Origin of the sequence: Pseudomonas guangdongensis (genome assembly GCF_900105885.1) — a bacterium.
Classification (GTDB): Bacteria; Pseudomonadota; Gammaproteobacteria; order Pseudomonadales; family Pseudomonadaceae; genus Geopseudomonas; species Geopseudomonas guangdongensis.
Genome location: NZ_LT629780.1, coordinates 3,054,877 through 3,067,855, shown reverse-complemented (window position 1 = coordinate 3,067,855; position 12,979 = coordinate 3,054,877). Strand labels below are relative to the sequence as shown.

General features: G+C 62.3%; 13 protein-coding genes. 10 read left to right on the top strand and 3 right to left on the bottom strand.

The window, feature by feature from the left end; genetic code table 11:
- Positions 1–65 precede the first annotated feature (65 nt).
- From BLU22_RS14275 to BLU22_RS14235, 9 genes are all read left to right on the top strand, one after another.
- Positions 66–899: an alpha/beta fold hydrolase gene (locus tag BLU22_RS14275; protein WP_090215850.1), complete on the top strand. Its 834-nt coding sequence runs from the start codon at positions 66–68 to the stop codon at positions 897–899.
- Between the two features lie 202 nt (positions 900–1,101).
- Entirely contained in the window at positions 1,102–3,012 is a 1,911-nt protein-coding gene (thrS, locus tag BLU22_RS14270; protein WP_090215848.1) for a threonine--tRNA ligase, read from the top strand.
- 32 nt (positions 3,013–3,044) lie between these two features.
- A complete protein-coding gene (gene infC / locus BLU22_RS14265) occupies positions 3,045–3,578 on the top strand; it encodes a translation initiation factor IF-3 (RefSeq protein WP_090215846.1) in 534 nt (177 codons plus the stop codon).
- 60 nt (positions 3,579–3,638) lie between these two features.
- Entirely contained in the window at positions 3,639–3,833 is a 195-nt protein-coding gene (gene rpmI, locus BLU22_RS14260; protein ID WP_090215844.1) for a 50S ribosomal protein L35, read from the top strand.
- Positions 3,834–3,862: 29 nt separating this feature from the next.
- Positions 3,863–4,219 (top strand): 50S ribosomal protein L20, encoded by a 357-nt coding sequence (gene rplT / locus BLU22_RS14255; RefSeq protein ID WP_090215839.1) that lies wholly within the window; start codon positions 3,863–3,865, stop codon positions 4,217–4,219.
- A gap of 97 nt (positions 4,220–4,316) precedes the next feature.
- Entirely contained in the window at positions 4,317–5,333 is a 1,017-nt protein-coding gene (gene pheS / locus BLU22_RS14250; protein ID WP_090215837.1) for a phenylalanine--tRNA ligase subunit alpha, read from the top strand.
- Positions 5,334–5,366: 33 nt separating this feature from the next.
- Positions 5,367–7,745, top strand: a complete 2,379-nt coding sequence (gene pheT / locus BLU22_RS14245; RefSeq protein WP_090215834.1) for a phenylalanine--tRNA ligase subunit beta — start codon at positions 5,367–5,369, stop codon at positions 7,743–7,745.
- Positions 7,746–7,749: 4 nt separating this feature from the next.
- Complete coding sequence (gene ihfA, locus BLU22_RS14240) at positions 7,750–8,070, top strand: integration host factor subunit alpha (RefSeq protein ID WP_090215831.1); 321 nt, start codon at positions 7,750–7,752, stop codon at positions 8,068–8,070.
- Between the two features lie 313 nt (positions 8,071–8,383).
- Positions 8,384–9,127: a class I SAM-dependent DNA methyltransferase gene (locus tag BLU22_RS14235; RefSeq protein ID WP_090215829.1), complete on the top strand. Its 744-nt coding sequence runs from the start codon at positions 8,384–8,386 to the stop codon at positions 9,125–9,127.
- A 107-nt stretch (positions 9,128–9,234) separates the two neighbouring features.
- Here the strand turns inward: BLU22_RS14235 and BLU22_RS15025 are convergent, their stop codons facing one another.
- On the bottom strand, positions 9,235–9,987 hold the full coding sequence (locus BLU22_RS15025) for a hypothetical protein (RefSeq protein WP_157719013.1): 753 nt from the start codon (positions 9,985–9,987) through the stop codon (positions 9,235–9,237).
- Between the two features lie 158 nt (positions 9,988–10,145).
- Between BLU22_RS15025 and BLU22_RS14230 the strand changes: the two genes are divergently transcribed.
- Complete coding sequence (locus BLU22_RS14230) at positions 10,146–11,183, top strand: IS630 family transposase (RefSeq protein ID WP_090215827.1); 1,038 nt, start codon at positions 10,146–10,148, stop codon at positions 11,181–11,183.
- Here BLU22_RS14230 and BLU22_RS15480 read toward each other — a convergent pair.
- Together BLU22_RS15480 and BLU22_RS14220 are read right to left on the bottom strand one after the other, a co-directional pair.
- Positions 11,147–11,593 carry an AAA family ATPase gene (locus tag BLU22_RS15480; protein WP_157719012.1) on the bottom strand — a complete coding sequence of 149 codons (447 nt, stop codon included), beginning with the start codon at positions 11,591–11,593 and terminating at the stop codon, positions 11,147–11,149. The genes BLU22_RS14230 and BLU22_RS15480 overlap by 37 nt on opposite strands.
- A gap of 54 nt (positions 11,594–11,647) precedes the next feature.
- The gene (locus BLU22_RS14220; protein WP_090215822.1) at positions 11,648–12,898 is read right to left on the bottom strand and encodes a ribonucleotide-diphosphate reductase subunit beta; all 1,251 of its coding nucleotides are present in this window, start codon (positions 12,896–12,898) and stop codon (positions 11,648–11,650) included.
- Positions 12,899–12,979: the final 81 nt, after the last annotated feature.

Genomic DNA, 12,979 nt, shown 5'->3' with positions numbered 1-12,979 from the left:
CCGGTCTAGATGACCGGCTTTTCTGTTTTCGGCTTTCGGAAAAATCCTGTGCGGCGAGGTGGGCGGTGAAGTCGGTGGTCTGGCCGTTGGCGGAAGGTGTGCTGCATGGCGTCGAGCAGGGTGAGGGAGTGCCTGTGCTGCTGGTGCATGGCTCGCTGTGCGATTACCGCTACTGGCAGGCGCAGATGGCGCCGCTGGCGGGGGCTGGCTGGCGGGTGATTGCTGTCAGTCTGCGGCGCTGCTATCCCGAGCGCTGGGACGGGCAGGGCGATGGCTTCTCCAGCGAGCGGCATGTGGCCGACCTGGTCGAGCTGATCGACGAGCATTTGCGCGAGCCGGTGCATCTGGTCGGGCATTCGCGGGGCGGCAATCTGGCGTTGCGCCTGGCCGCGCAGCGTCCCGACCTGTTGCGCTCGCTGGTGCTGGCCGATCCGGGCGGCGATTACGCCGTCGAGCTGTTCCAGGCCTCCGGGCTGGAAGCGCCGCTGGCGCCGGCCCGTCGCAATCTGTTCCGCGAGGAGGCGCTGCGCCTGATTCGTGTCGGCGAGCTTGAGGCCGGCATGCAGCTGTTCGTCGATACGGTGAGCGGTGCCGGTATCTGGCAGCGTTCCTCGGCGCGCTTCCGGCAGATGGCGCTCGACAATGCCTTTACCTTGGTCGGGCAGGTTCGCGATCGTCCGGGGGTGATCGGTGCGGACCTGCTGCACGGTATCCGCCGGCCGACCTTGCTGCTGGGTGGCGAGCGCAGTCCGGCGCCCTTCCCGCAGGTGCTGCGGATGCTCGCGCGGCAATTGCCCGATGCGCGCTGCGAGATACTACCGGGCGTTTCCCATGGCATGAACGTGCAGCGTCCGGCGCAGTTCAATCGCCTGTTGCGCGAGTTCATCGAGGCGCTCTAGGTCGCGGCGGGCGTTTTCCTTGCGCCTGTCGGGTTTTTCTGGAACGATTGCGCGCTTATTTTCCAGTGATCTCCGCCTGTGTGCCGGGAAGGCCGTTTTCGGTCCTGCCATCGTGAGGCAGTTTTCCCGCCGGGCGCCGCTTACTGGCTCATCCCACCCCATGTGGCCTTTGGTAGGGGTCACCACTGAGAGAGGAGGCGCCATGCCCATCGTTACTCTTCCCGACGGTAGTCAGCGTTCGTTCGAGCAGCCGGTCAGCGTGGCCGAAGTTGCCCAGTCCATCGGTGCCGGTCTGGCCAAGGCCGCCCTGGCCGGCAAGATCGACGGCCAGCTGGTGGACACCTCGCATGTCATCGAGAGCGATGTCGCGCTGTCGATCATCACCGCGCGTGATGTGGAGGGCGTCGATGTGCTGCGTCACTCCTGTGCCCACCTGATGGCCATGGCCGTGCAGGCGCTGTTCCCCGGCACTCAGGTGACCATCGGTCCGGTGATCGACAACGGCTTCTACTACGACTTCGACTGCGAGCGGCCCTTCACCAGCGAAGACCTCGAAAAGATCGAGGCGAAGATGCAGGAGCTGGCCAAGGCCGACCTGCCGGTCTCTCGCTCGCTGATGTCGCGCGACGAAGCGGTGGCCTTTTTCGATCGTCTCGGCGAGAAGTACAAGGTCGAGATTATCGAGTCGATCCCGGGTAACGAAGAGCTGTCCTTCTACAGTCAGGGCGACTTCATCGACCTGTGCCGTGGCCCGCACGTGCCCTCGACCGGCAAGCTGCAGGCGTTCAAGCTGATGAAGGTGGCCGGCGCCTACTGGCGTGGCGATTCGAAGAACAAGATGCTGCAGCGCATCTACGGCACCTGCTGGGGCAGCAAGCAGGACCTCAAGGACTACCTGCATCGTCTGGAGGAGGCCGAGAAGCGCGACCATCGCAAGATCGGCAAGCGCCTCGATCTGTTCCACACCCAGGAAGAAGCGCCCGGCATGGTGTTCTGGCACCCCAATGGCTGGACCATCTATCAGGTGCTCGAGCAGTACATGCGTCGCGTGCAGCGCGAGCATGGCTATCTGGAAATCAAGACCCCGCAGGTGGTCGACCGCGTGCTGTGGGAGAAATCCGGGCACTGGGCCAACTACGGCGACCTGATGTTCACCACCGAGTCGGAAAGTCGCGACTACGCGGTCAAGCCGATGAACTGCCCGTGCCACGTGCAGGTGTTCAATCAGGGCCTGAAGAGCTACCGCGAGCTGCCGATCCGCTTGGCCGAATTCGGCGCCTGCCACCGTAACGAGCCGTCCGGCTCGCTGCACGGCATCATGCGGGTGCGCGGCTTCGTGCAGGACGATGCGCACATCTTCTGCACCGAGGGGCAGATGCAGGATGAGGCGGCGGCCTTCATCAAGCTGACCCTCGATGTGTACTCCGACTTCGGCTTCAAGGATGTGCAGCTCAAGCTGTCTACCCGTCCGGAAAAGCGCGTCGGCTCGGACGAGCTGTGGGATCGCGCCGAGGCTGCCCTGCAGTCCGCGCTGGATGCCACGGGCCTGTCGTGGGAGCTGCAGCCGGGCGAGGGCGCCTTCTACGGGCCGAAGATCGAGTTTTCCCTGAAGGACTGCCTCGGTCGCGTCTGGCAGTGCGGCACCCTGCAGCTCGATTTCAATCTGCCGATTCGCCTGGGCGCCGAGTACGTCAGCGAAGACAACAGCCGCAAGCATCCGGTGATGCTGCACCGTGCGGTGCTGGGCTCCTTCGAGCGCTTCCTCGGCATCCTCATCGAGCACTACGAGGGCTCCTTTCCGGCCTGGCTGGCGCCGACCCAAGCGGTGGTGCTGAACATCACCGACAAGCAGGGCGAATTCGCCGCCCAGGTGGCGAAAGAACTGGAAGGCAGTGGCTACCGTGCCAAGGCCGACTTGAGAAATGAGAAGATCGGCTTTAAAATCCGCGAGCATACTTTGCTCAAGGTTCCCTACCTGCTGGTGATCGGGGATCGCGAAGTCGAATCGCAGACCGTCGCCGTGCGTACGCGCGACGGTCAGGATCTGGGCTCCATGAGCGTCATCGAGTTCCAGAATCTGCTGGCCGAGGCCGTTTCCCGGCGTGGTCGGTAACAAACGGAGTAATCACTATTAAGCAGCGCGACATGAGACAAGACAGACGAGTACAGGCACGTCCGCCGATCAACGAAAACATCACCGCTCGCGAGGTTCGCCTGATCGGTGCCGATGGTCAGCAGGTTGGTGTGGTTTCCATTGCCGAAGCCATTCAGGCGGCCGAAGACGCCAAGCTCGACCTGGTTGAGATTGTTGCTGACGCGGTTCCGCCCGTATGCCGGATCATGGACTACGGCAAGCACCTGTTCGAGAAGAAGAAACAGGCTGCCGAGGCGAAGAAGAACCAGAAGCAGGCGCAGATTAAAGAAGTAAAGTTTCGTCCAGGGACGGAAGAAGGGGATTACCAGGTAAAACTACGCAACCTGGTACGTTTCCTAGTCGATGGGGACAAGGCCAAGGTATCCCTGCGATTCCGCGGTCGTGAGATGGCCCACCAGGAGCTGGGCATGGAGCTGTTGAAGCGGGTCGAAAACGACCTCGCCGAATATGGCTCCGTCGAACAGCATCCGAAGATGGAAGGACGCCAGCTGATCATGGTCATCGCCCCCAAAAAGAGAAAGTAACCACCAGGGCACTGGCAGGCCTTGCGGTTATGCGTAATTACCGAATGCGGAGTACTAAACATGCCTAAGATGAAAACCAAGAGCGGTGCCAAGAAGCGCTTCAAGCCGACTGCAAACGGCTTCAAGCACAAGCACGCTTTCAAGAGCCACATCCTGACCAAGATGACCACCAAGCGTAAGCGCCAGCTGCGCGGCACCTCGCTGATGCATGCATCCGATGTCGCCAAAGTCGAGCGCATGCTGCGCGTTCGTTAATCTAGTCAAGATAATCAAGAGGTTACAACATGGCTCGTGTTAAGCGTGGCGTCATCGCCCGTCGTCGTCACAAGAAGATCCTGAAGCTCGCCAAGGGCTACTACGGTGCGCGTTCGCGCGTATTCCGCGTTGCCAAGCAGGCGGTGATCAAGGCAGGCCAGTACGCCTACCGCGACCGTCGTCAGAAGAAGCGTCAGTTCCGCGCTCTGTGGATTGCCCGTATCAACGCCGGTGCGCGCATCAACGGCCTGTCCTACAGCCGTCTGATCGCCGGCCTGAAGAAAGCTTCCATCGAGATCGACCGCAAGGTTCTGGCCGATCTGGCAGTGAACGAAAAAGCGGCGTTCGCTGCGATTGTCGAGAAAGCCAAAGCCGTTCTGGCCTAAGCCCCCCGACAATCATCGGGCCTTCGGGCTCGGGCAACGTCACCAATAGGGGAAGGGCCTTTGTGCCCTTCCCCTATTTTGTATCTGGAGTCCGTACATGGAAAACCTGGATGCGCTGGTCTCCCAAGCCCTGGAGGCCGTGCGACACACCGAAGATGTGAATGCCCTGGAGCAGCTCCGGGTTCATTATCTCGGCAAGAAGGGCGAGCTGACCCAGCTCATGCAGACCCTGGGCAAGCTCTCGGCCGAGGAGCGGCCCAAGGCCGGTGCGCTGATCAACGCGGCCAAGACCAGCGTTCAGGATGCCCTCAATGCGCGCAAGGCCGACCTCGAGTCCGCCGCCCTGGCTGCCCGCTTGGCTGCCGAGCGCATCGACGTCACCCTGCCGGGTCGTGGCCAGACCAGCGGCGGCCTGCACCCGGTGACCCGCACGTTCGAGCGCATCGAGCAGTTCTTCACCCGTATCGGCTACAACGTCGCCGAAGGCCCGGAAGTCGAAGACGACTACCACAACTTCGAAGCCCTCAACATCCCCGGCCACCACCCGGCGCGGGCGATGCACGACACCTTCTACTTCAACGCCAACATGCTGCTGCGCACCCACACCTCGCCGGTCCAGGTGCGCACCATGGAAAGCCAGCAGCCGCCGATCCGCATCGTCTGCCCCGGCCGTGTCTACCGCTGCGACTCCGATATCACCCACTCGCCGATGTTCCACCAGGTCGAAGGCCTGCTGGTCGACGAGAATGTCAGCTTCGCCGACCTCAAGGGCACCATCGAGGAATTCCTCCGGGTGTTCTTCGAGAAGCCGCTGGGCGTGCGTTTCCGCCCCTCGTTCTTCCCCTTCACCGAGCCGTCGGCCGAGGTCGACATGGAGTGCGTGATGTGCTCCGGCAAGGGCTGCCGCGTCTGCAAGCAGACAGGCTGGCTGGAAGTGATGGGCTGCGGCATGGTCCACCCGAACGTGCTGCGCATGTCCGGCATCGACCCCGAGAAGTACCAGGGCTTCGCCTTCGGCATGGGCGTCGAGCGCATGGCCATGTTGCGCTACGGCGTCAACGACCTGCGCCTGTTCTTCGACAACGACCTGCGCTTCCTCGCGCAATTCCGCTAGGTCGACCGGTCAACCCGCTTTCAGGAGAACAGGATGAAATTCAGCGAACAATGGCTGCGCACCTGGGTTAGCCCGCAGGTCGCGCGCGACGAACTGGTGGCCCGCCTGTCGATGGCCGGCCTCGAAGTGGACAGCGTCACCCCGGCTGCCGGCGAGTTCAGCGGCGTGGTGGTCGGCGAGATCCTCACCGCCGAACAGCACCCGGACGCCGACAAGCTGCGCGTCTGCCAGGTGAGCAACGGCAGCGAAACCTTCCAGGTGGTCTGCGGCGCACCCAACGCCCGTCCGGGCATCAAGATTCCCTTCGCCATGATCGGCGCCGTGCTCGGCGCCGACTTCAAGATCAAGAAGGCCAAGCTGCGCGGTGTCGAATCCTTCGGCATGCTCTGCTCGGCCTCCGAGCTGCAGATCAGCGACGACGACTCCGGCCTGCTCGAACTGGCTGGCGAGGCGCCGGTCGGCGAAGACCTGCGCACCTACCTGAACCTCGACGACGCCAGCATCGAGGTCGACCTGACCCCGAACCGCGGCGACTGCCTGTCGCTGGCCGGTCTGGCCCGCGAGGTCGGTGCGCTGTACGACGCGCCGGTGACTCGTCCGGCCATCGCCGCGGTGCCGGCGGCGCACGACGAGGTACGCAGCGTCGAGCTGCTGGCGCCCCAGGCTTGCCCGCGCTACCTCGGCCGGGTGATCCGCAACGTCGACCTGTCGCGCCCGACCCCGCTGTGGATGGTCGAGCGCCTGCGCCGCTCCGACGTACGCGCCATCGATCCGGCGGTCGACGTCACCAACTACGTGATGCTTGAACTGGGCCAGCCGATGCACGCCTTCGACCTCGCCGAGATCAAGGGCGGTATCCGCGTGCGTCTGGCCGAGGCCGGCGAGAAGCTGGTGCTGCTGGACGGCCAGGAAGTCACCCTGCGTCCCGACACCCTGGTGATCGCCGACCACGAGCGCGCCTTGGCCATCGCCGGGGTGATGGGCGGCGAGCACAGCGGCGTCGCCGCCGGCACCCGCGACCTGTTCCTCGAAAGCGCCTTCTTCGACACCATCGCCATCGCCGGCAAGGCCCGCTCCTACGGCCTGCACACCGATGCCTCGCACCGCTTCGAGCGCGGCGTCGACTCGCAGCTGGCCCGCGAGGCCATGGAGCGCGCCACCGCGCTGCTGCTGGAGATCGTCGGCGGCGAGCCGGGTCCGATCGTCGAGGCGGTCAGCGCCGAGCACCTGCCGCAGGTCGCGCCGGTCACCCTGCGCGCCGAGCGCATCGAGCAGATGCTCGGCCTTTCGCTGCCGGCCACCGAGGTCGAGCGTCTGCTGACCGGGCTGGGCCTGAAGGTCGCCGCCAGCGGGGCAGGGCAGTGGCAGGTGGAGATCCCCAGCCACCGCTTCGACCTGTCCATCGAGGTCGACCTGATCGAGGAGCTGGCCCGCCTGTACGGCTACAACCGTCTGCCGGTGCGCTACCCCGAGGCGCGCCTGGCGCCGCAGCCGCAGAGCGAGGCGCGCGCCGAGCTCGGCCAGCTGCGCCGCCTGCTGGTCGCCCGCGGCTACCAGGAAGCGGTCACCTTTAGCTTCATCGATCCCAAGTGGTTCGAGCTGTTCCACCCGGGCGTCGCCCCGCTGACCCTGGCCAACCCGATCTCCGCCGACCTGGCCGCCATGCGCGCCTCGCTGTGGCCGGGGCTGGTCAAGGCGCTGCAGCACAACCTCAACCGCCAGCAGAGCCGCGTGCGCCTGTTCGAGTCGGGCCTGCGCTTCGTCGGCCAGCTCGACGGCCTCAAGCAGGAGGCCATGCTCGCCGGGGTGATCTGCGGCAGCCGCCAGCCGGAAGGCTGGGCCAACGGCAAGGACGGCGTGGACTTCTACGACCTCAAGGCCGACGTCGAGGCCCTGCTCGGCTCCGCCGGGGCGGGTGTCGAGTTCGCCTTCGTTGCCGGCGAGCATCCGGCCCTGCACCCGGGCCAGTGCGCGCGGGTCGAGCGCGAGGGACGACTGGTAGGCTTCCTCGGTGCCCTGCACCCGGAGTTGGCCCGCGATCTGGGGCTGGAGCAGCCGGTTTTCCTCTTCGAGCTGCGGCTCGCCGAAGTAGTCGAAGGCCGTCTGCCGCAGTTCCGCGAGCTGTCGCGCTTCCCCGAGGTGCGTCGCGATCTGGCGCTGCTGGTGGCGCGCGAAGTGCCGGCAGAAACCCTGCTGGCCGATATCCGCCAGCAGGCCGGCGAGCACCTCACCGACCTGCGGCTGTTCGACGTCTACCAGGGCAAAGGTATTGATCCGCTTAGCAAAAGCCTGGCCGTCGGCTTGACCTGGCAACATCCATCGCGCACTCTTACTGACGAAGAAGTCAATGAAAATCTGCACAGAATCATTGCTTCGCTGGAAGGAAAGTTCCACGCCACGTTAAGGAAGTAAGCGTATGAAGGCCCTGACGAAAGCCGAGATTGCCGAGCGCCTCCATGAGGAGCTGGGCCTGAACAAGCGCGAAGCCAAGGAGCTGGTCGAGTTGTTCTTCGAGGAAATTCGTCAGGCGCTGGAGCACAACGAGCAGGTCAAGTTGTCGGGTTTCGGCAACTTCGATCTGCGCGACAAGCGCCAGCGGCCGGGTCGCAACCCCAAGACGGGCGAGGAAATTCCCATCACCGCCCGTCGCGTGGTCACCTTCCGCCCCGGACAGAAGCTCAAGGCCCGCGTCGAGGCCCATGGCGAGCCCGAGTCCGAGGTTCAGCTCAAGTCCTGACTCCCCCGAGATCGAGGCTGCATGCGCGCCCTGCGCAATCACCCTGCGGCCTTTCTGCTCGCGTCTTCCCCCCGTGTTTTCGCGATTGCGCAGCTTCGCCGGCTGGGCCGGGCCTGCCGTCATCCTGACTGAGCCCGCGCATGGCGGCCCCATCCCGTACAGAGCGGCCACGGAGGCTCGCGTGACGATCCGCCGCCGCTAAGGCGTTACCGGCCGCCGGTTTCCTGCCCGGCGGGCAGGCTTTCGATGCCGCCACCCCCGGCTTGGGCTATGATGCGCGCCCCTTAGGCTCCGCTTGGAACATCAGATCCTCATGGCCGGCAATACCCTCTACAACGACCTGTCCGGTTACTACGACCTGATGTGCGCCGAGATCGACTACCCGGCGCAGAGCCACTGCGTGCACCGCCTGCAGCAACTGTTCGGCAACGGCGGGCGCCGGCACCTCGACCTGGCCTGTGGCACCGGCCCGCACGTGCGCCACTTCATCGACGCCGGCTATGCCTGCAGCGGCCTCGACATCAACCAGCCGATGCTCGACCGCGCTGCGCTGCGCTGTCCGGAAGCGCGGTTCTCCCGCCAGGACATGTGCGCCTTCGCTGCGGACGAGGCGCAGGACCTGATCACCTGCTTCCTCTACTCGATCCACTACAGCGGCGCCCTCGACCGCCTGCAGGCCTGCATCGCCACCGCGCACCGCGCCCTGGCCGCAGGCGGCCTGTTCTGCTTCAACGCGGTCGACAAGCGCCGGATCGACAACGCCTCCTGCATGACCCACAGCGCCCGGCATGCCGACGGCCTGTTCAGCTTCAGCTCCGGCTGGCACTACCCCGGCGAGGGCGAGCGCCAGTCGCTGCGCCTGCGCATCGAACGCCGCGTGGCCGACGAAACCCAGGTCTGGCACGACGAACACCCGATGGTCGCGGTGAACTTCGACGAACTGCAGGCGCTGCTGCAGCCATACTTCGAGGTGCACGTGTTCGAGCACGACTACCAGAAGCTGATTCCCTGGGACGGCAGCTCCGGGAATGCGCTGTTTGCCTGTGTGAGGCGCTGAGGCGTTACGGCATCGAGGATGCAGCGGGGCAGCGTCCTGCGTAGGGTGGAAAACTCGCGCAGCGATTTTCCACCAAGAACTTCCAGGCTACCTTTCTGCGTAATAGATCAAAGCTCTATTTTGGCGATCTTTTCTGTTGTTTCGTCTTTCTTGAGCATTAGTCGCATGCACATCAAGTAACGAGGGTCGGTGAATTGGAATCCATTCCCTTTTGCAGTTCGCTTGATTACGGTGTTTTCCTTTGTGGCAAGCTCTGAGAGTATTTGGCCAACTGCAAGCTTTACGTCTTTTGTTGAGTTTGGGAACTCAAGTCGCAGTAATTCCTCAACTTCTCCGGTCGAGAAGGACGATTTTGTGATTCTTGTTAATGTGTATAGTGTCTGGTTTCTTCTTCCGGCTTTTGTTTCTTTCTCGTTCATTAGGCCTTCGACTGTCTGGTAAGCCTGTTTTAGTCCGCTTTCAAGCCACTCTTTGTCAGCTTTTTCCAAGTTTTCTGCGGTGGCATTCCAGTTAGAGTCTTCGATTGCATAGGCAAGCTTTTCACAATACTCCTGAACCCTTTGAGGAATTCCTAGAGTTACGTCGAAAATATGCTTGGAGAATTCTTGCTCCGTTTTTTCTTCAAGTTTTATTTTGAGCTCTTTTACTAGCCCTTTGTGTGCCAGTTCGGAAACTTGCGTGGCAGATAGGCAGTCTACTTCTGGAAGTTCTTCGATTCTGTTGCCGACGCTGGAGAGGTTCTCAAGCTTTGAGAAATAGGTGGCTATGTCTCTGGGGACACCCACGAGGAGGAATTTTATTTCGTATTTCGCATATCGAGAGTCATCTAGCAGCGATATTATATTGGCGAGTTCTCTCATGAGTTTTGGGTCTGAAAATATGGCTTCGAGATTGTCGAATACTAAAATCGCCGCCTTATGGCCTGCATCCTTTCTGAGCTGTGCGTAAGCAGCTTGTAGAGGATCGCCTTCAGTTATTAATCCGGCAATACAATAGGGTATAATCAGCGTTTTTCACCATGACCAGCGACGTACGAAGCCTCAGCCCCTTGGAACAGCGCGAAAAACGCGCTATCGCCCTACGCATGCGCGAGCAGGGGTATACCTACAGAGCCATCGGCGAAGCCGTTGGCGTTCATCTGCGCACGGTGGCGCATTGGGTCGCGATCGCGGAGCACCAGGGCAAAGAGGCCGCGATCGAAGGTGGCCAGCGCGGATCGCTGCCGGGGGAGCGACGCAGCCTGTCCTCCGAGCAGGAGTCACTGATTCGCACCCTGTTGCTCGACACCATGCCGGATCAGTTGAAGCTGGACTTCGCGCTCTGGACGCGTGATGCGGTGCGCGCCCTGATCGCCCTGCACTGCGGCTTTCAGATGCCTATCCGGACAGTCGGTGAATACCTCAAGCGTTGGGGCTATACCCCACAACGCCCGTTGAAGCGCGCCTACCAGCAGAAGCCCGAGGCGATAAAGCGCTGGCTGGAAACCGAGTATCCGAAGATCGAGCAGCGCGCCAAGGCCGAGGGCGGCGAGATCCACTGGGGCGATGAAACCGGCCTGCGCAGCGACAGTCATGCAGGGCGCAGCTACGCCCCGGCAGGGCGGACGCCCGTACGCGAAGTCAGCGGAAGCCGCTTTGCCACGAACATGATTTCGACGGTGACCAACCGGGGCAAGCTGCGCTTCATGCTGTACCGGGAAACCATGACAGCGGTCGTGCTGATCCGCTTCCTGGGGCGACTGATCCGGGATACCAGCGGGCGCAAGGTCTTCCTGGTCTTGGACAACCTGCGCGTGCACCACAGCAAGAAGGTCAAAGCCTGGCTGGAGGGGCGGCGCGAACGGATTGAGGTGTTCTTTCTGCCCGCCTACGCCCCCGAGCTCAACCCGGACGAATACCTGAATGGCGATCTCAAGCATCAGGTGCGCAGCGGGCCAAGTTTGAAAAGTCGGGATGCGTTGGAAGGCCGAGTCCGCTCGGTCATGCGGCGCCTTCAATCAAAGCCCGAGCGGATTCGTTCCTACTTCCGACATCCCAAAATCGCGTATGCAGCATGATTTGGGGTATTGGGTTGCCGGATTAATATTTGGAATGTATTGTTGTGGTCGAGAGAGCCTTTCGCTACTGCCGCATTGACTTCTGCGGTTTTTTTCTCTGTGTATCCTGTTAGTGTGGTCTTCCCGTTCGGGAATATCGCTCTGTCAATTTCGTCGAGAATGGAGTTTCCAAGGCTTGCCTGTGCGCAATTGGCTACAACCACATGGGTGTTCAGGTCTCGTAGGACTTTTTTGTAAAGCCAAGTCTTACCGCTGCCGCTTTCTCCGTGGATGAGCGTATGGAGTGAACCTTTTATGGATCTAGACAGGCGCCTCTCAAGATCTGGGCGAGCAATATATGTTTTTGAGTTTGGCGTCTGTGCTCGCGGTGTAAAAACTTCGCTGACTTCAGGTCTTTTAAGAGGGAACATTAAATCCTCCATGAAAAATGGGCGACTTTTCAGTCGCCCTTATCAGTGCTCACATCAATCCCAGGCCAGCGCACCACCGGTCTGATACTCGGTGACGCGAGTCTCGAAGAAGTTCTTCTCCTTCTTCAAGTCCATGATTTCCGACATCCACGGGAACGGGTTGGTGGTGCCCGGGTATTCTTCCTTGAGGCCGATCTGGGTCAGGCGGCGGTTGGCGATGAACTTGAGGTAGTCCTCCATCATCGCCGCGTTCATGCCCAGCACGCCGCGGGGCATGGTGTCGCGGGCGTATTCGATCTCCAGCTGGGTGCCCTGGAGGATCATCTGGGTGGCTTCGTCTTTCAGTTCGGCATCCCACAGGTGCGGGTTTTCGATCTTGATCTGGTTGATCACGTCGATGCCGAAGTTCAGGTGCATGGATTCGTCGCGCAGGATGTACTGGAACTGCTCGGCGACGCCGGTCATCTTGTTGCGGCGGCCCATGGAGAGTATCTGGGTGAAGCCGCAGTAGAAGAAGATGCCTTCCAGCACGCAGTAGTAGGCGATCAGGTTGCGCAGCAGTTCCTTGTCGGTCTCGACGGTGCCGGTGTTGAACTGCGGATCGGAGATGGCGCGGGTATACTTGAGGCCCCAGGCGGCCTTCTTCGCCACCGACGGTACCTCGTGGTACATGTTGAAGATCTCGCCCTCGTCCATGCCCAGCGACTCGATGCAGTACTGGTAGGCGTGGGTGTGGATCGCTTCCTCGAAGGCCTGGCGCAGGATGTACTGGCGGCACTCGGGGTTGGTGATCAGGCGGTACACGGCCAGCGCGAGGTTGTTGGCGACCAGCGAGTCGGCGGTGGAGAAGAAGCCGAGGTTACGCATGACGATGCGGCGCTCGTCCTCGGTGAGGCCGTCCTGGCTCTTCCACAGGGCGATGTCCGCGTTCATGTTGACCTCTTGCGGCATCCAGTGGTTGGCGCAGCCGTCGAGGTACTTCTGCCAGGCCCAGTCGTACTTGAAGGGCACCAGCTGGTTGAGGTCGGCGCGGCAGTTGATCATGCGCTTGGCGTCGACGGTGACGCGGGCGCCTTCGCCTTCCAGTTCGCTGAGGCCTTCGGCGATGTCCAGCTGGTCGAGGGCGGCCTTGGCGCGGGCCACGGCGGCGGAATCGTCGGCGGAGACGGCGCGGGCGTCGTGGACGGCCGCCTCGGCGGCGTTGTCGAGCTTGTCGGCGGGGGCTGCGCTGGCGGCAGCCGGGGCCGCGGCCGGTTTGGCGGCTACGGTTTCTTCTTCGTTGTCGAATTCATCCCAGCTCAGCATGGTGGTTCTCCTGCCTGGTTGAGCGGGCCGATGCGGGTCGGCCTGTATGGATAGACAGCCATTCGATTCTATGGCGTTGCA

Coding starts and splice junctions, on each gene's coding strand:
- thrS (WP_090215848.1), top strand. CDS start 1,102: ATGCCCATCGTTACTCTTCCCGACGGTAGTCAGCGTTCGTTCGAGCAG.
- infC (WP_090215846.1), top strand. CDS start 3,045: ATGAGACAAGACAGACGAGTACAGGCACGTCCGCCGATCAACGAAAAC.
- rpmI (WP_090215844.1), top strand. CDS start 3,639: ATGCCTAAGATGAAAACCAAGAGCGGTGCCAAGAAGCGCTTCAAGCCG.
- rplT (WP_090215839.1), top strand. CDS start 3,863: ATGGCTCGTGTTAAGCGTGGCGTCATCGCCCGTCGTCGTCACAAGAAG.
- pheS (WP_090215837.1), top strand. CDS start 4,317: ATGGAAAACCTGGATGCGCTGGTCTCCCAAGCCCTGGAGGCCGTGCGA.
- pheT (WP_090215834.1), top strand. CDS start 5,367: ATGAAATTCAGCGAACAATGGCTGCGCACCTGGGTTAGCCCGCAGGTC.
- ihfA (WP_090215831.1), top strand. CDS start 7,750: ATGAAGGCCCTGACGAAAGCCGAGATTGCCGAGCGCCTCCATGAGGAG.
- BLU22_RS14235 (WP_090215829.1), top strand. CDS start 8,384: ATGGCCGGCAATACCCTCTACAACGACCTGTCCGGTTACTACGACCTG.
- BLU22_RS15025 (WP_157719013.1), bottom strand. CDS start 9,987: ATGAGAGAACTCGCCAATATAATATCGCTGCTAGATGACTCTCGATAT.
- BLU22_RS14230 (WP_090215827.1), top strand. CDS start 10,146: ATGACCAGCGACGTACGAAGCCTCAGCCCCTTGGAACAGCGCGAAAAA.
- BLU22_RS15480 (WP_157719012.1), bottom strand. CDS start 11,593: ATGTTCCCTCTTAAAAGACCTGAAGTCAGCGAAGTTTTTACACCGCGA.
- BLU22_RS14220 (WP_090215822.1), bottom strand. CDS start 12,898: ATGCTGAGCTGGGATGAATTCGACAACGAAGAAGAAACCGTAGCCGCC.